The organism is Paracoccus zhejiangensis (genome assembly GCF_002847445.1).
Classification (GTDB): domain Bacteria; phylum Pseudomonadota; class Alphaproteobacteria; order Rhodobacterales; family Rhodobacteraceae; genus Paracoccus; species Paracoccus zhejiangensis.
The window spans coordinates 3904883-3920799 of the sequence record NZ_CP025430.1 but is presented as its reverse complement, the minus strand read 5'-3'; the positions used below and the strand labels follow the sequence as shown (position 1 = coordinate 3920799).

16 protein-coding genes are annotated in these 15917 nt (G+C 65.8%); 6 read left to right on the top strand and 10 right to left on the bottom strand.

Features of this window, described 5'->3' with window-relative positions:
- Window positions 1–37 precede the first annotated feature (37 nt).
- A complete protein-coding gene (locus CX676_RS19065) occupies window positions 38–1066 on the top strand; it encodes a trans-3-hydroxy-L-proline dehydratase (protein WP_101753978.1) in 1029 nt (342 codons plus the stop codon).
- Window positions 1067–1091: 25 nt separating this feature from the next.
- Here CX676_RS19065 and CX676_RS19060 read toward each other — a convergent pair whose 3' ends face one another.
- Together CX676_RS19060 and CX676_RS19055 are read right to left on the bottom strand one after the other, a co-directional pair.
- Window positions 1092–2153, bottom strand: a complete 1062-nt coding sequence (locus tag CX676_RS19060; RefSeq protein WP_101753977.1) for a hybrid-cluster NAD(P)-dependent oxidoreductase — start codon at window positions 2151–2153, stop codon at window positions 1092–1094.
- Between the two features lie 2 nt (window positions 2154–2155).
- Window positions 2156–3388: an aromatic ring-hydroxylating oxygenase subunit alpha gene (locus tag CX676_RS19055; protein ID WP_101753976.1), complete on the bottom strand. Its 1233-nt coding sequence runs from the start codon at window positions 3386–3388 to the stop codon at window positions 2156–2158.
- Window positions 3389–3550: 162 nt separating this feature from the next.
- Between CX676_RS19055 and CX676_RS19050 the strand changes: the two genes are divergently transcribed.
- Entirely contained in the window at window positions 3551–4483 is a 933-nt protein-coding gene (locus CX676_RS19050) for a LysR substrate-binding domain-containing protein (RefSeq protein WP_101753975.1), read from the top strand.
- A gap of 15 nt (window positions 4484–4498) precedes the next feature.
- Here CX676_RS19050 and CX676_RS19045 read toward each other — a convergent pair whose 3' ends face one another.
- Entirely contained in the window at window positions 4499–5995 is a 1497-nt protein-coding gene (locus CX676_RS19045; protein ID WP_101753974.1) for a multicopper oxidase family protein, read from the bottom strand.
- 70 nt (window positions 5996–6065) lie between these two features.
- A complete protein-coding gene (locus CX676_RS19040; protein WP_101753973.1) occupies window positions 6066–6413 on the bottom strand; it encodes a DUF2946 family protein in 348 nt (115 codons plus the stop codon).
- A 184-nt stretch (window positions 6414–6597) separates the two neighbouring features.
- On the opposite strand from CX676_RS19040, the gene CX676_RS22630 reads away from it, so the two are divergent.
- The 4 genes from CX676_RS22630 to CX676_RS19025 all read left to right on the top strand — a co-directional run bounded on the left by CX676_RS22630 (window position 6598) and on the right by CX676_RS19025 (window position 10244).
- Window positions 6598–6765, top strand: coding sequence for a hypothetical protein (locus tag CX676_RS22630; RefSeq protein ID WP_157935996.1), 168 nt, complete (start codon window positions 6598–6600; stop codon window positions 6763–6765).
- Between the two features lie 17 nt (window positions 6766–6782).
- Entirely contained in the window at window positions 6783–7949 is a 1167-nt protein-coding gene (locus CX676_RS19035) for an acyl-CoA dehydrogenase family protein (protein WP_101753972.1), read from the top strand.
- Entirely contained in the window at window positions 7949–9064 is a 1116-nt protein-coding gene (locus CX676_RS19030) for a CaiB/BaiF CoA transferase family protein (RefSeq protein ID WP_101753971.1), read from the top strand. The genes CX676_RS19035 and CX676_RS19030 overlap by 1 nt, the downstream gene beginning before the upstream one ends.
- Window positions 9065–9260: 196 nt before the next feature.
- Complete coding sequence (locus CX676_RS19025) at window positions 9261–10244, top strand: LysR substrate-binding domain-containing protein (RefSeq protein ID WP_101753970.1); 984 nt, start codon at window positions 9261–9263, stop codon at window positions 10242–10244.
- 51 nt (window positions 10245–10295) lie between these two features.
- On the opposite strand, the gene CX676_RS19020 is transcribed toward CX676_RS19025, so the two are convergent.
- The 6 genes from CX676_RS19020 to CX676_RS18995 all read right to left on the bottom strand — a co-directional run bounded on the left by CX676_RS19020 (window position 10296) and on the right by CX676_RS18995 (window position 15819).
- Window positions 10296–11552: a TRAP transporter large permease gene (locus CX676_RS19020; RefSeq protein WP_101753969.1), complete on the bottom strand. Its 1257-nt coding sequence runs from the start codon at window positions 11550–11552 to the stop codon at window positions 10296–10298.
- A 12-nt stretch (window positions 11553–11564) separates the two neighbouring features.
- Window positions 11565–12128 (bottom strand): TRAP transporter small permease, encoded by a 564-nt coding sequence (locus CX676_RS19015; protein WP_101753968.1) that lies wholly within the window; start codon window positions 12126–12128, stop codon window positions 11565–11567.
- The gene (locus CX676_RS19010) at window positions 12125–13093 is read right to left on the bottom strand and encodes a TRAP transporter substrate-binding protein (RefSeq protein WP_101753967.1); all 969 of its coding nucleotides are present in this window, start codon (window positions 13091–13093) and stop codon (window positions 12125–12127) included. The genes CX676_RS19015 and CX676_RS19010 overlap by 4 nt, the downstream gene beginning before the upstream one ends.
- Before the next feature lie 63 nt (window positions 13094–13156).
- Complete coding sequence (locus CX676_RS19005) at window positions 13157–13909, bottom strand: SDR family NAD(P)-dependent oxidoreductase (RefSeq protein WP_101753966.1); 753 nt, start codon at window positions 13907–13909, stop codon at window positions 13157–13159.
- A 24-nt stretch (window positions 13910–13933) separates the two neighbouring features.
- A complete protein-coding gene (locus CX676_RS19000) occupies window positions 13934–14968 on the bottom strand; it encodes a transketolase family protein (RefSeq protein WP_101753965.1) in 1035 nt (344 codons plus the stop codon).
- On the bottom strand, window positions 14965–15819 hold the full coding sequence (locus CX676_RS18995; RefSeq protein WP_101753964.1) for a transketolase: 855 nt from the start codon (window positions 15817–15819) through the stop codon (window positions 14965–14967). The genes CX676_RS19000 and CX676_RS18995 overlap by 4 nt, the downstream gene beginning before the upstream one ends.
- Window positions 15820–15917 lie beyond the last annotated feature (98 nt).

Here is a 15917-nt window from a genome sequence, read left to right as displayed (position 1 = left end):
TGCGTCGAAAGGTTCGGATTGAAAGAGGAGTAGCTCCATGCAGAGCACAAAGACCGTTCACGTGATCTCGGCCCATGCCGAAGGCGAGGTCGGCGACGTGATCGTGGGCGGCGTCGCCCCGCCACCCGGCGAGACCCTGTGGGATCAGTCGCGCTTCATCGCGCGCGACCAGACCCTGCGCAACTTCGTCCTGAACGAGCCGCGCGGCGGGGTGTTCCGCCATGTGAACCTGCTGGTGCCCCCCAAGCATCCCGAGGCGGCGGCGGCCTTCATCATCATGGAGCCCGAGGACACCCCACCCATGTCCGGCTCGAACTCGATCTGCGTGTCGACCGTGCTGCTGGACGGTGGCATCCTGCCGATGGTCGAGCCGGTGACCGAGTTTACCCTCGAGGCACCGGGAGGGCTGGTGCGCGTCCGCGCCGAATGCTCGGGCGGCAAGGCCCGGCGGATCCATGTGCAGAACCTGCCCAGCTTCGCGCAGAAGCTGGATCAGCTGCTCGAGGTCGAGGGGCTGGGAACGCTGACCGTGGACACGGCTTTTGGCGGCGACAGCTTCGTCATGGTCGATGCGGCGGCGCTTGGCTTTGCCCTGACACCCGACGAGGCGCATGACCTGGCACGGCTCGGTACGCGGATCACCAATGCCGCGACCCAGGCACTGGGTTTCGATCACCCGACCAATCCCGACTGGCGGCACATCTCGTTCTGCCAGTTTGCCGGCCCGCTGGAGCGCGATGCCGAGGGCCTGCGGATGCGATCCGCCGTGGCGATCCAGCCCGGAAAGATCGATCGCTCGCCAACTGGCACGGCGCTGTCGGCACGCATGGCACTGCTCGCCGCCCGCGGGCAGATGGGGATGGGCGAGACGCTGACGCAGGTGTCGCTGATCGGCTCGACCTTCACCGGTCGGATCGTCGGGGAAACCATCCTGGGCGAAGTTCCGGCGATCCTGCCCGAGATCAGCGGCCGCGGCTGGGTCACCGGGATTCACCAGCACATGCTGGACCCGACCGATCCCTGGCCCGGTGGCTACCGGCTCAGCGACACCTGGGGCGCGCGCTAGGCGATAAGGGTATCGCCTGCGCGCCTCAGACCTCGACCGACACCAGGCCCTGCGGCCGCGCGCAGCAGGCGAGGATATAGCCCTCGGCGATCTCCTCTTCCGAGATGCCGCCGTTATGGACCATCAGCACCTCGCCCTCGCGCTTCAGCACTTTGCAGGTACCACAGAGTCCGAACTGGCAGCCCGAGGGGATGTTCAGCCCCGCCTGGCGCGCCACGGCCAGCACCGTGTCATCGCCCTGGCAATCGGCGGTGATCCCCGACAGGGCAAACTCGATCTGCGCCGCGCCCGGCGGTGGCGAGGGCTCGACCGGCACCTCGACCAGCGCCGGGGCATCGAAGCTTTCCTCGTGATAGCGGGCCAGATCGAAGCCGAGCGATTCCAGCATGTCGCGCACCGCCGCCATGAAGGGCGCGGGACCGCAGCAGAAAACCTCGCGTTCAAGATAGTCGGGCGCCATCAGCCCCAGCATGATCTGGCTGAGCCTGCCGTGATAGCCGGGCCAGACCGCATAGGCATCGACCTCCTCGACGGTGAAACGCAGCTGCAGCCCCGGCACGCGCGAGGCATATTCCTCGAGCCGGCGGCGGAACAGGATCTCCGAGGGTTTGCGGGCGGCATGGACATAGACGATGTCGGGCATCTCGCCCGAATCCCAGGCCCAGGTGGTCATCGACATCAAGGGCGTCGCCCCGGAGCCGGCCGAGATGAACAGGTATTTCGCCGCCGGATGGCGCAGGAAGGTGAATTGCCCCGCCGGACCATAGGCCCTGAGCCGCATCCCCGGCTTCAGCTGGTCCAGAAGCCAGCGCCCGCCCACCGATCCCGGCCGCGCCTTCACCGTGACCGATAGCGATTGCGGCCGCGAGGGCGAGGACGAGATGGTATAGGTCCGCTGCACCGCCCCGCCCGGCACCGGCAGGTCCAGCGTCAGGAACTGGCCGGGCTGATAGTCAAACCATGCCCCCGAGGGCGGGCGGAAGGCGATGGTGGCGCAGTTGTCCGATTCGGGGATGACCATGGTGCATTCCAGCATCTCGCTGTCCTGCCACGGCTCGGCGGTCCAGTTCTGGCGGGTCTTCGCCATCGCTATTCCGCCGCCACGCGGGCCGGGCCGCTGATCCCGCGCAGCATCGAGCGCACATACCAGTCGACGAACTGGATCACCCCGCCCTCCTGCCGCTGCGAATAGGGGCCGGGCATGTAGGCGGGCGAGTTGATGCCCAGCTGGTTTTCCTGCACCACGCGGCGATCCTCGTCATTGGTGGCGATCCAGACCTCGGTCAGCCGGGTCAGGTCATAGTCGCGCCCCTCGACCGCGTCCTTGTGGACCAGCCAGCTGGTCGTCACCTCGGTCTCGGTCGCACTGACAGGCATGACGCGGAAGTTCAGCACATGGTCCGAGAGGTAGTGGTTCCAGGTGTTCGGGTAATGATAGAAAAGCAGCGTTCCGGCATTGGCAAAGGGCATTCCGGGCAGCAGCGGCGCCGCAGGCTTGCCGTCCATCGTGTAGCTGACCGTCTCGCCGACCAGCGGGATGCGCACCAGCCGCCACAGCTCGTCTTCGGGCGCCAGATAGCGCGAGGGCAGGCCCGCCGCCTCGCAGCGTTCGACATGGGCGGCGCCAAGGGCCGAACCCTGGCTGTCACCCGAGCCGAAGAGATCGGGATCGTCAAGGAAGGTGCGGCACAGGCCCGGATGCGAACCGGCGCAGTGATAGCATTCGCGGTTGTTCTCCATCACCAGCTTCCAGTTGCCGCGCTCGATGATCCGCGACTGGTGCGCCACCTTCAGCTCGTCAGGCCGATGCGGCGCGGCATAGCGGTCGGCAGCCTCGCGCAGGGGCGCGAAATCGGGGGCATTGCGCGCGACGCAGACATAAACCATCCCGCCGGCAGAGGCGCAGTGGACCGGCTGCAGGCCGTGGGACGACATGTCGAAATCCGGCCCCATGTCGCGGGCCCAGAGCAGTTGCCCGTTCGTGTCATAGGTCCATTGGTGATAGGGGCAGACCAGCTTGGTCGCCTGCCCCGATTCCTTGGGACAGATGCGGCTGCCGCGATGGCGGCAGGTGTTGTGGAAGGCCCGGATCTCGCCATCGCCGCCCCGGACCACCAGTACCGGATAGCCGCCCAGCTGGAAGGTGACATAGGAGCCCGCCTTGGGCAGCTCGGCCAGCGGCGCGGCGAAGATCCATTCCCGGTACCAGATGTTGTCCAGGTCGGCCTGGTAGAGCCCGGGATCGGTATAGAAGGGCCGCGCCAGCGACTGGCCGGACAGCTGGGCCTGCAGAAGGGAGCGAAGATTGCCTTGATCGGTCATGACGGGCTGCTTTCACTGAAATGGCGTAGCACGGCTGGCGGGAAAATGCGGGCCTGCCTGCGGCCACGATCATCCGTCCGCACGTTGCGCTCAACTCCAGAAATTCTCGACATATCGATAACCTGAAGTTATGTTTCCAAGCGCATTCGACGGGATTGATCCATGCCCAGCCTGCGCCGGAACCTGTCATCGATGAGTGCGCTGGCGACTTTCGAGGCGGCGGCGAGACTGTCCAGCTTTACCCAGGCGGCGGGTGAGCTGGGGGTGACGCAGGCCGCCGTCAGCCGCCAGATCAAGCAGCTTGAATCCGATCTGAACACGGTGCTGTTCCGCCGGGCACACCGCCGGGTCGCGCTGACCCCGGCGGGTGCGGCGCTGGCCGGCACGGTAACAGCCGCATTCGACAGCATGGCCCTGATGATCGAGACGCTGCGCGCGCCCGAAGACCGCGACGTGGTGACCGTGGGCGCAACGCTGGCCTTCAGCCATTTCTGGATCCTGCCCCGGCTGGCGCAGCTGCGCGCGCGCCATCCCCAGGTCAAGCTGCGCCTCATCTCGGACGACGGCCCGACCGACCTGCGCCGCGACCGGCTGGATGTGGCGATCCGCTTTGGCCGCGCGCCCTTCGCCGATGGCCGCAGCCTTGCCAGCCATGCCGACGAGGTATTCCCGGTCTGCAGCCCGAAACTGCTGGAAGCAACCGGCATCCCGGCGGCCGAGGCCGAGATCATGAAACTGCCGCTGATCGCCTCGGACACGGTCAACCCGTCCTGGCTGACCTGGCGATCCTGGGCGCAGGCGGTGGGCCTTGGCCCGGGACCCGGCATCGCCTCGGACCGCAGCCCGCTGCGCTTCAACCACTATACCGAGACGATTCAGGCCGCCGTCAACGGCGAGGGCGTGGCGCTTGGCTGGTCCACCCTGCTCTCGACCCATCTGGACGAGGGCCGGCTGGTCCGGCTGGGGCGCGACAGCCTGCGGCTCGAGGATCGCTATCACGTCATCGTCCCCAAGACCGGCGAGCCGCGCCCGCCGGTCGCCATCTTTCTCGACTGGATCGGCGCGCAATTCGCAGAGACGCCGCAGCCGAACTGATCGCGTCTACACCCGTCAGCCCGAGACCGCGAAGGTGGTCATCATGCCGCTGGCCAGATGCGGCATGTGATGGCAGTGCAGCATCCACTCCGCCGCCTCACCCGCATCCACGGCCACCGTCACCATGCTCATCGGCGGCACGTAGACCGTGTCGCGCAGCGCCCCTGCGAAGCGCGTGCCGTTAATCGCCACGACCTGGAAATGATGGCCGTGCAGATGCATCGGGTGGCCCATCATCGACATGTTGTGGAAAGCGATCTCGACCCGCTGGCCGCTGCGCGCGGTGACCGGCACCCGGTCCTCGAACACGCGATCATTGATCGTCCAGCGATAGGGCTGCATCTGGCCGCCCAGCATCAGCATCGGCGTCGCATCGGCCACCCGCTCATCCAGCGGCGACAGCGCCCGCAACCTTGCCTCCTGTGCGAGATCCACATCAAAGGCCGGCGCAGCCTCGTCCGCTAGGCCCAAGATGATCGGCACCTCGGCCCCGACCGTGGCGAGGATCAGGCCGGTGCGCTCATGCGCGCCTTCGCGCCGCGCGAGGATCGGCCATGCGCCCTGCCCGGCTGGCAGGTCAAGCTCCAGGTCGAGACGCTGGCCCATCGCGACGCCAAAGCGCGCGCCCGACAGCGGCTGCACCGGCTGGCCGTCCACGGCGACCAGCCGCCCGGGCAGCGCACCGCAATCGACCCAGAACACCGTGGCGGCGGCCGCGTTGATGACGCGCAGCAGAACCCGCCCGCCCTTTTCGACCTGCACGACCTCGGGATCAGCCAGCGTGCGGTCATTGGCCAGGTAGGCGTCGAAATCGAAATCGTTCAGATCCATCGCCATACCGGCCATGCCTTGCATCGGCATGTCCTCCATGCCCTGCATCCCGGACATGGTCGTCCCTCCGCCCATGTCGTGGCCTGCATGGGGGTCGGCGGCCTGCGCCTCCTCAGCCGCGCCGGCCCCAGTGTGACCCGCACCCGACCTGATCTCGTCCAGCACCTCCTCGGGCGTGCGGAACGAGAAATCATGCAGGAACATCGTGACCTCCTGCCGGTTGGCGCGCAGATCCTCGGGCCGGCGAACGATCAGCGGCGCGGCCAGAAGGCGCATTTCCTGCAACGGCACATGGCTGTGCATCCAATGTGTGCCAGCGGCGGGGTCATAGTCATAGGACCGTGTCTCGCCGGGTTGCAGCAGTGGCATCGGCATGTCGGGCACGCCATCCTGCGCGTTCGGCGGGATCTGCCCGTGCCAGTGGATGATCGTCGGCTCGGCCAGATCATTGGTCAGGTCAAGACGGAAACGCTGACCCGGGTCCAGCACAAGGCCGGGTGTCCCAGTGCCATTGAGCAGCCCGAACACGGTGGCGGCGCGGCCATCGATGTCCAGCGTGCGGGTGGTGGCCTGCAGCGTCAGGCCGGTTGCTTGCGCAAGGCTCGGGCGCGGCAAGGCGAGGGCTGCGGCCATGCCGGCGGAAGCGGCCAGAAAGCCGCGGCGGGTGAGTATCTGTGCCATTTGTAAAATCCATCATGCCCCTAGGGGCGAAGAGGTTCGGCACCGTCAGGCGGTGCGGCGAAGCGGTTGCTCAGATGGATGTCGGCGGGCGATAGCCCGGGCCGACACGCAGCCCCTCATGGCTCAGCGCGGTGAAGCGCCATTTCAGCGACCGGCCCGCCTCGGTCGGGGCCTGTTCGGCAAGGGCGCCCCACGGCGCGGGCGTGCCAAGGCACAGGATCGCACAGGCATCGGACAGTGTCTCAGCCCCTGTGTCATGGGATTTTCCGTGCTGATGCCCCTCGGCATGGGACGCGTCAGTGGCGATGGCAACCGCATGATGACCCGGAGCATGACCCGCTTCCGCCACCTGCCCATGCGACAGCACGCCGCCAAGGGCGATCAGCACGACCAGCAGTGAACATATCCAGCGGCGCATCTTTCGATCCAAGTCGGAACCTGTGAGGATGTGCCGAGGATAGTCAGGACGAAGCCCCGGTTCAAATCACGGATCGCTCAGCCGGGGCGAGGGGCGCTTATACCGCAACTGTCGCGAAATCGGACAAAGGCGACAGGCCAGCACAGCCTCCCATGCGGCGGGCAACAGATTCACCTTACCCCTGATGCCACGCGAAGTCAGCGCCTCGAGGATCGCCGCGTGGGCCGTCGCTCAGGCGACCGGGGCGCTGTCGATGGAATGCCCGATGCAATTCCGCTATCACAGCGAAACCCCCGCGCGGGTCGGCGCGGTCACCGCCATTGCCTCGGGTAGCCCCCACCCCGCCCCATGAACCGAACGGAGTCCCCCATGTATGACCAACGCACCGACGAGTATCAGGACATCCGCGACGCGGTCCGGGCGCTTTGCGCGGAATTTCCCGACGAATACCACCGCAAGATCGACCATGAACGCGCCTATCCGGAAGAATTCGTCGAGGCCCTGACCCGCGCCGGCTGGATGGCGGCGCTGATCCCGGAAGAATATGGCGGTTCTGGCCTGGGGCTGACCGAGGCCAGCGTCATCATGGAGGAGATCAACCGCTCGGGTGGGAATTCCGGGGCCTGCCACGGGCAGATGTATGTCATCAACACGCTGATCAAGCACGGCTCGGAGGAGCAGAAGCGCAAGTATCTGCCGCGCATCGCGACAGGCGACCTGCGGCTGCAGTCGATGGCGGTGACCGAACCGACCACCGGCTCGGACACGACCAAGATCAAGACCAATGCTGTCCGCAAGGGCGAGAACTGGGTGATCAACGGCCAGAAGGTCTGGATCAGCCGGGTGCAGCATTCCGACCTGATCATCGTGCTGGCGCGCACTACGCCTGTCGACCAAGTCAAGAAGCCCTCGGACGGCATGTCGATCTTCATCGTGGATGCGAAAGAGGCGCAGGCCAAGGGGCAGCTGGTGGTGAAGCCGATCCCGAACATGGTGAACCACGAGACCAACGAGCTGTTCTTCGACAATCTCGAAGTCCCCGCCGAGAACCTGATCGGCACGGAGGGTGCCGGTTTCAAACACCTGCTCTCCGGCCTCAATGCCGAGCGCGTGCTCATTGCCGCCGAATGCATCGGCGACGGCTACTGGTTCACCGACCGGGTGGTGAAATACACCAAGGAGCGCGTGGTCTTTGGCCGCCCCATCGGTGCCAATCAGGGCGTGCAATTCCCCATCGCCGAAGCCTTCATCGAGGTCGAGGCGGCGAACCTGATGCGCTGGCAGGCCTGCCGTCTTTACGACGCCGACCAGCCCTGCGGGGCGGAAGCCAACATGGCGAAATACCTCGCGGCGAAGTCCAGCTGGGAGGCGGCGAATGCCTGCATCCAGTTCCATGGCGGCTTCGGCTTCGCCAATGAATACGACGTGGAGCGCAAGTTCCGCGAGACCCGGCTTTACCAGGTCGCGCCAATCTCGACCAACATGATCCTCGGCTATATCGGCCAGCATGTCCTCGGCCTGCCGAAGAGTTACTGATGGGCGCGCTTCCCCTGTCGGGCCTGACGGTCATCGCCATCGAGCAGGCCGTGGCCGCCCCCTTCACCTCGTCGCGTCTGGCCGATGCCGGCGCACGGGTGATCAAGATCGAACGGCCCGAGGGCGATTTCGCCCGTGGCTATGACGATGTGGCCAAGGGTCAGTCGAGTTACTTCGTCTGGCTCAATCGCGGCAAGGACAGCGTGACGCTGGATCTGGCCAGCGAGGCGGGCAAGGCAGAACTGGCCCGGCTTCTGTCTGGCGCCGATGTGCTGATCCAGAACCTCAAGCGCGGCGCGCTTGCGAAGCTCGGTTTTACCTTCGAACGGCTGGAACGTGACTACCCCCGTCTCATCACCTGCTCGATCACCGGCTATGGCGAGGACGGGCCGATGGCCGACCGCAAGGCCTATGACCTCTTGATCCAGGCGGAATCGGGGCTGTGCTCGATCACCGGCGGACCCGAGGAACCGGCCCGCGTCGGCATTTCCATCGTCGATATCGCCACCGGCGCCACCGCCCATGCCGCGATCCTCGAGGCGCTGATTGCGCGCGGTATCACCGGCAAGGGAGCCAATATCTCGGTCTCGATGTTCGATGTGATGGCCGACTGGCTGACCGTGCCGCTGCTGAATCACGAGGGCGGCAAGTCGCCCCAACGTATCGGCATGGCCCATCCCTCGATCGCGCCCTATGGCACCTTTATCACCAAGGACGGCCAGCCCATCCTGATCTCGGTGCAAAGCGACCGCGAATGGCGAAAGCTGGCTGAGGTGTTCCTCGGCAAGCCTGAACTGGGCGCCGATCCCCGCTTTGCCACCAATGTCGCCCGGGTCGCCAATCGTGCCGAGACCGACGCCGCCGTGGCCCACGGCTTCGCCCGTCTGAACGCGGACGAAGCCATTGCCGCGCTTCTCGAAGCCGATGTCGCACTCGCCTCGGTCAGCGACATGGCGGCACTGGCCCAGCATCCGCATCTGCGCCGGATCACCGTCGAGACCCCCAACGGTCCCGTCAGCTATCCCGCCCCCGCAGCCATCGTCGCGGGCGAGGCACGGGACTACGGCCCGGTGCCGGCGTTGAAGCAAATGACCTCGCAAGGAGAACCCGAATGAAAATCCTCGTCAGCTAACTCCTCATCGTGGGACCGGAATTGACCGAGAGGCTCCGACAGCTTCTCGCTCACCCAAATATCCCGGGGGTGATGCGCGACCGGCCCGAACACCGAACCGCCCACCGGCAATGGACCAAGGCGTCCGCGCGTCGTAAGCTTGATGACACAACTCCGTAAGCTGCTCTCAGGCATCGGGTATGGCGCGTGATCTGAACCTGCTCTCCATGGCGCATTTCGAGGCGGTGGCGCGGCTTGGCGGGGTGATGCGCGCGGCCGAAGATCTGCAGGTCTCGGCCTCGGCGGTCAGCCAGCAGATCAAGCTGCTGGAGCAGAGCCTGGGCGTAAAGCTGTTCCACCGCGAAAAGCGCCACCTGCGCCTGACCATTGATGGCGAGCGGCTGTTCCAGACCGCCTCGCAGGCGTTCCAGTCGATCCGCGAGGTGCGCGCCGCCATCGTGCGACAGCGGGAAACGCATCACCTGTCGATCCGGGTCAGCCCTTCCTTCGGGGTGCGCTGGCTGGCCTCGCGGCTGTCGGACTTCTGTCTCCAGAACCCGGATTGGGATCTGAGGGTGGACGCGACCCCCAGCTTTACCGAATTCGACACCGAGGTCGTCGACATGGACCTGCGCTATGGCGAGGGCGATTGGGAAGGCCTGCATACCGATTGCATCGTGCATGATTTCGTCTTTCCCATGTGCTCACCCGGTTACCTGGCCCGATTGCAGGCGATCTCGGACGACCCGCGCGAGCAGCTGCGCCATGCCCGACTGATCGACAGCGTGAAAGCCTATTATCGGTGGGATTACTGGCTGCCGCGCAATGACGTGTCGGGCGCCTCGATGTCCTATCCCTGCCGTTTCGACCGCTCCAGCATGTCGGTGCAGATGGCCAAGGATGGCGGCGGGCTGATCCTCGACAGCATGACGCTGGCCTTCGAGGAACTGCGCCGCGGCGAGCTGGTGCCGGTCTCGACCGAATTCGAGGTGATCGAGTTTCCGGGCTATTGGGTGGTCTGCCCGCATCGCCATGTCGGACGCCGGGCGGTGAAGCTGTTCTCGGACTGGATCAGGGACAAGGGCAGCCAGCACATGGCCGAGGCGCGGCACTGGCTGGACGGGCGCGGGCTGCGCACCCGGTTCGAGCGGCGGGCGACCTTTGCCGGGCCGGACGAGCGGTAGACAGGCGAATGCCAGGCGTTGCCGCCCGGCATTCGTGATGGATTCCCGGCCTCAGTAGATCGTCAGGGCCGGGATGAAGGTGAAGGCCAGCAGGACCACCACCGCGACAAGGTAGAAGGGCAGAAGCGCCTTGGAGGTCTCGCCGATCCCGGTTCTCGCAATCGCCATCGAGATGAACAGTGTGGTCCCGACCGGCGGCGTGTAGAGGCCGACCGACAGGTTGATCACCATCATCAGGCCCAGTTGCACCGGGTCCAGCCCGATGGTGTTGCCGATGGTGACGAACAGCGGCGCCAAGAGCAGCACGGCGGCGGGCAGGTCGAGGAACATGCCGACCACCAGCATCACCAGGTTCAGCGCGATCAGCACCATCCAGGGCTCGGTCAGATGGGTGCCGACAAAAGCGGCCAGGTTCTGCGGCACCTGCTCGGCGGTCAGGATCCACTGGATGGTGCCCGAGGCCATGATGATCAGCATGACCGCGCCGGTCATCATCCCGGTCTCGACCAGCGCGTTCCAGATCAGCCGCGGGGTGACATCGCGGTAGAAGAAGATGCCGATCAGCAGGGCATAGGCGACGGCCAGCACGCTGACCTCGGTCGGCGTGGCGATGCCGAAGCGCAGGGTGCCGATGATGAAGATGGGCATCAGCAGCGCCGGCAGGGCGAAGACAATCTGGCTCTTGAAGGCACGGAAGCCACCGGGAAGCGGCGCGGCCGGCAGGCCACGACGGCGGGCCACATACCAGACCATGGCCATCATGCCAGCGGCCAGCAGCAGGCCCGGCAGGATGCCGGCGACGAACAGGTCGACGATCGAGACATTGGCGACCAGCCCGAAGAGGATCAGCGGGATCGAGGGCGGGATCAGCACCGATACGGTCGAGGACGAGGCGTTGATCGCGGCGGCGAAGGGCGCGGGATAGCCGTCGCGAACCTGCACCGGGATCAGCGCATTGCCCATGGCCGAGGCATCCGCCACGGCCGAGCCCGACACGCCGCCGAACATCACCGAGCCGAGGATGCTGACCTGGCCAAGGCCACCGCGAAAGCGGCCGACGATCAGCCGGGCGATATTGACCAGGTATTCCCCGAACTTGCCGTGCATCATCAGCGATCCGGCAAGGATGAAATAGGGGATGGCCAGCATCGGGAAGGCCTGCGTCGGGGCGTAAAGCCGCTGCGCGATCACCGCGAGGGGCTTGCCATCCATCATGAGGGCAAGCGCGGTGCCGCCCAGCATGGCATGGGCCACCGGCACCGACAGCGCCATCAGGCCGAAGAACGCAAAGACGAGAATGGGGGTCATGTCATATCCTCCTCAGCTGAGGCTCGAAGCGGTTTCGACATCGCGCAGCACCCGGCCCATCGTCACCGCGATCAGGTCGCAGGCGCAGATGACGGCAATGCCACCGAAGCCATAGACAAGGCTGGCATAGCCCCAGAGCTGGCTGATGCCGCCAAGGGCGGTGATTTTCTGGAACTGCGCGGCGCGGATGATCGGGAAGGACGACCAGACCACGAAGACCGAGATCAGCAGCGTCAGCGCCGTCATGATGATGAACAGCAGCTTCCTGCCCTGTTCCGACAGCAGGTCCGGCAGGATGGTAATGGCGATGTTGCGGCTGTAGACCGTGGCGATCACCACCCCGCCGGCGATCATCCAGGGCAGCAGGATGGCGTGGATGTCATAGGCCCAGCCCAGCCCCTGCCCCGAGACATAGCGCAGCACCACGTTCACCATCAGCGCCACGAAGAGGATGATCAGCGTGCCGACGCAGATCACCTGCCCCGAGACATCCAGCGCCCGCACGATCCCCTGCAGGGCAGAGGGCGCGGGGCGCCCTCCGTTGCTGTCGGGGTCCGGTTGCACCGCGCCGCTCATTTCGCGGCCTCGGCGGTGATGGTGTCGACCAGTTCGGGGAACTTGGCGCGGTATTCCTCATAGACCGGCGCGGTCGCGTCGATGAAGGCCTGCCGGTCCGCGATCTCGGTCACGGTTGCACCCTCGTCGATCAGCTTCTGCTTGACCTCGGCCTCCTGCTCGGTCGCGGTCTGGCGCTGGAAGGCGGTTGCCTCATCCGCCGAGGCTTGGACGCAGGCCTGATCCTCGGGTGACAGCGACGACCACCAGGCCATGCTGGCCAGCAGCGGCGAGGTCTCGTACTTGTGCCCGGTCAGCGAGATGAACTTGGTGATCTCGTGGATCTTGGACGAGTAGATGTTCGTCAGCGGGTTCTCCTGCGCCTCGAACACGCCCGATTGCAGCGCGGTCGGCAGCTCGGCAAAGGTCAGCGGCGCAGGGTTGCCGCCAAGCGCGTTGAAGATGGCGATGGTCATATCATCGGGGGGCGTGCGGATCTTGACGCCTTGCAGGTCGGCGGGCGTGGTGATCGACTTCGACAGGTGGCTGACATGGCGGATGCCGTTATCCCAGAGGCCCAGCAACTTCAGTCCTGCAGCCTGCGCGCGCTCATCGATCTGCGCCTTGATCTCGCCATCGATCACCTTCCACGCGCTCGGCGCATCGGCAAAAAGGAAGGGCAGCCCGATCACGTTCAGCTCGGGGATGATCTGCGCCGTGGCGCCCTGGCTGTTGGCGGTGATCTGGATGACATTGGCCGAGGTCGAGGTCAGCGCCTCGACATCATCGCCCATGGTCGCCGCGCCGGCGACATTGACCTCGATCCGGCCCTCGCTGCAGGCCGCGACTTTTTCGGCAAAGAAATCGGCGGCCAGCGAGCGCGGGTTTCCCGGCGGCTGTGCATGGGCGAGGATGACGGTGTCGGCGCTGGCGGCACCGGCAAAGACGGTGCTGCACAGGATGGCGCCAAGGATGCTGCGGTTCATGATGATACCTCCCGGTAAGACTGGTGATGGATGCCCGCCGCCTCCTCGCGGCAGGCGGGTTTGTCAGTGGATCAGCGATCCGCCGTTCACGTCGACCTCGGTGCCGGTGCAATAGGCCGAGAGGTTCGAGGCGAGAAACAGGCAGCAGCCGGCGACATCGCTGGCCTCGCCCGCGCGGCCCATGGGGATGCCGGCCAGAATGCCCTCCATCATGTCGGGGGTCAGTTTCCCGGCGGTGATGTCGGTGGCGATGAAGCCGGGGCAGACGGCGTTGACGCGGATGTTCTGCGGTGCCAATTCGCGCGCCATCGCCTTGGTCAGGCCCAGCACCCCGGCCTTGGCCGCCGAGTAATGCGGCCCGCCAAAGATCCCGCCGCCACGCTGCGCCGAGACCGAGGACAGGTTGACGATGCTGCCCTCGTTCTGCTCGCGCATGGCCGGGATGACCGCCTGGCTCATGTAAAGCGTGCCGCGCAGGTTCACGTCCAGCACCGCGTCGTAATTGCCGGGGGCGATATCCATGACCTTCAGGGGCTGGGTGATGCCGGCATTGTTCACCAGCACATCGATCCGTCCCCATTGCTGCAGCAGGTCATCTGCCGCCGCCTTGCAGGCCTCGAGATCGGTCACATTGCAGGCGAGGCCCACATGCCCCTCGCCCAGATCGGCGGCGGCGGCCTTGGCCTGGTCCGCGTTCAGATCGAGGATCGCGACCGTCGCGCCCTGATCGGCGAACAGCTGCGCCGTGGCCTTTCCAAGACCGCGCGGCGAGGCCGCCCCGGTCACGATGACATATTTTCCGTCCAACAGGCCCATGGCCTTCTCCTTATTCTGGGGGACTTAAAGCCAGCCCTTGATGCGGTTGGTGATGCTGTCGACCGTCAGGCCGTACATCTCGTGCAGCGTCGGCAGCGCGCCGGCCTCGAGGAACTGGTCCGGCAGGCCGATCATGCGGAAGGCGGGGGTGACGCCATTGGTCATCAGCGTGGTGGCAACAGCCTCGCCCAGACCACCGACAACGGTATGGTTCTCGGCGGTGACGACCAGCCGGCCGCCCTTGCGGGCCTCGGCCAGAATGGTGGCGGTATCCAGCGGCTTGATCGTCGGCACATGCAGCACGGCGGCATCGACGCCATCGCGGGCCAGCGCCTCGGCCGCGTCCAGCGCCCGCATGGTCATGAACCCGGTCGAGATGACCAGCACATCCTTGCCCTCGCGGATCACCTGCGCCTTGCCCAGCTGGAACTTGTAATCCGGCTTGTGGCGGGTCAGCACCGAGGGCACCTTGCCGCGCGGCAAGCGGCTGTAGACCGGGCCGTCATGGGCGGCGATCTGCGGCACCATGCCGATGATGTCATCGGCGTCGCAGGGATCGATCACCGTCATGTTCGGCAGGCCGCGGAAGATCGCCAGGTCCTCGGTGGCCTGGTGGCTCGGCCCGTAGCCCGTGGTCAGGCCCGGCAGGGCGCAGACGATCTTGACCGGCAGGTTCTCCTCGGCAATGGCCATGGCGATGAAGTCATAGGCCCGACGGCTGGCAAAAACCGCGTAAGTGGTGGCGAAGGGGTTGAACCCCTCGCGCGCCAGCCCGGCGGCGGCCGACATCAGCAACTGCTCGGCCATGCCCATCTGATAGAAGCGGTCGGGCATCGCCTGCGCGAAGATGTGCAGGTCGGTATATTTGGCCAAATCGGCGGACAGCCCGACGATCTTGTCGTCCTTCTTGGCCGCCTCGACCAGCGCATGACCAAAGGGCGCCGCGACCGTCTCATAGCCCTCGGCAGCCAGCGAGGCGATCATCGCCGTGGTGGCGACGCGCGGACCCTCGGGCAGGCGGCGCGGTTCGTATTTGCGTGTCATCGATGCCAGCGTCATTGCGGCTTCCCCTCTTCCAGAACGGCCAGGGCCTTGGCCCATTCATCCGCCTCGACGCGGACGAAATGCGTGATCTCGCGGGTCTCGAGAAAATCGACCCCCTTGCACATGGTGGTATCGAAGATGATGACGCGCGGCCCCGGATGGCTGCTGGCCCGGGCGGTGTCAAAGGCGGCGACCACGGCGTCGAGATCGTTGCCGTCCACCCGCTGCGCGTGCCAGCCAAAGGCCTGCCACTTGGCAAGCTCGTCACCCTGCGCCAGCGCGGCAGTCGATTTGCCATCGGCCTGCTGGTCGTTGAAATCGACGAGGCAGATGAGGTTGTCCAGCTTGTGCTGGACCCCCGACATTACCGCCTCCCAGGTCGAGCCCTCGCCCAACTCGCCATCCGACATCAGGTTATAGACGAAAGCCGGGCTGTTCTTGCGCTTCAACCCCAGCGCCATGCCGACGGCGATCCCCAGCCCATGCCCCAGCGAGCCGCCGGTAATCTCCATCCCCGGGGTGTAGGACGCCATGCCCGACATCGGCATGCGGCTGTCATCCATGCCATAGGTTTCCAGCTCGTCCTCGGGCAGGATGCCGGCCTCCATCAGAACGGCGTAAAGCGCGATGGCGTAATGCCCGATGGACAGCAGGAAACGGTCGCGCCCCTCCCATTCCGGGTCCTTCGGGTCATAATTCAGCGCGTGGAAATAAGATGCGGCCAGAACGTCCGCGACGCCAAGGGCCTGGCCGATATAGCCCTGCCCCTGCACCTCGCCCATCAACAGGGCCTTGCGGCGAATATTCCATGCCCGCAGCGCCAACGAGGTGTTGGACGCCGCGAAAGAGCGGCTTTCGACTGTCATGAGTTCCTCCGATCGGCTTGTGCCGTAGGGGAAACATGCGCCGAATCGCCGGGCCAAGTCTTGTATCGATTCTTTGTAAATTGTTTAGCTGTACTTCA

Coding starts and splice junctions, on each gene's coding strand:
- CX676_RS19065 (WP_101753978.1), top strand. CDS start 38: ATGCAGAGCACAAAGACCGTTCACGTGATCTCGGCCCATGCCGAAGGC.
- CX676_RS19060 (WP_101753977.1), bottom strand. CDS start 2,153: ATGGCGAAGACCCGCCAGAACTGGACCGCCGAGCCGTGGCAGGACAGC.
- CX676_RS19055 (WP_101753976.1), bottom strand. CDS start 3,388: ATGACCGATCAAGGCAATCTTCGCTCCCTTCTGCAGGCCCAGCTGTCC.
- CX676_RS19050 (WP_101753975.1), top strand. CDS start 3,551: ATGCCCAGCCTGCGCCGGAACCTGTCATCGATGAGTGCGCTGGCGACT.
- CX676_RS19045 (WP_101753974.1), bottom strand. CDS start 5,995: ATGGCACAGATACTCACCCGCCGCGGCTTTCTGGCCGCTTCCGCCGGC.
- CX676_RS19040 (WP_101753973.1), bottom strand. CDS start 6,413: ATGCGCCGCTGGATATGTTCACTGCTGGTCGTGCTGATCGCCCTTGGC.
- CX676_RS22630 (WP_157935996.1), top strand. CDS start 6,598: ATGCCACGCGAAGTCAGCGCCTCGAGGATCGCCGCGTGGGCCGTCGCT.
- CX676_RS19035 (WP_101753972.1), top strand. CDS start 6,783: ATGTATGACCAACGCACCGACGAGTATCAGGACATCCGCGACGCGGTC.
- CX676_RS19030 (WP_101753971.1), top strand. CDS start 7,949: ATGGGCGCGCTTCCCCTGTCGGGCCTGACGGTCATCGCCATCGAGCAG.
- CX676_RS19025 (WP_101753970.1), top strand. CDS start 9,261: ATGGCGCGTGATCTGAACCTGCTCTCCATGGCGCATTTCGAGGCGGTG.
- CX676_RS19020 (WP_101753969.1), bottom strand. CDS start 11,552: ATGACCCCCATTCTCGTCTTTGCGTTCTTCGGCCTGATGGCGCTGTCG.
- CX676_RS19015 (WP_101753968.1), bottom strand. CDS start 12,128: ATGAGCGGCGCGGTGCAACCGGACCCCGACAGCAACGGAGGGCGCCCC.
- CX676_RS19010 (WP_101753967.1), bottom strand. CDS start 13,093: ATGAACCGCAGCATCCTTGGCGCCATCCTGTGCAGCACCGTCTTTGCC.
- CX676_RS19005 (WP_101753966.1), bottom strand. CDS start 13,909: ATGGGCCTGTTGGACGGAAAATATGTCATCGTGACCGGGGCGGCCTCG.
- CX676_RS19000 (WP_101753965.1), bottom strand. CDS start 14,968: ATGACGCTGGCATCGATGACACGCAAATACGAACCGCGCCGCCTGCCC.
- CX676_RS18995 (WP_101753964.1), bottom strand. CDS start 15,819: ATGACAGTCGAAAGCCGCTCTTTCGCGGCGTCCAACACCTCGTTGGCG.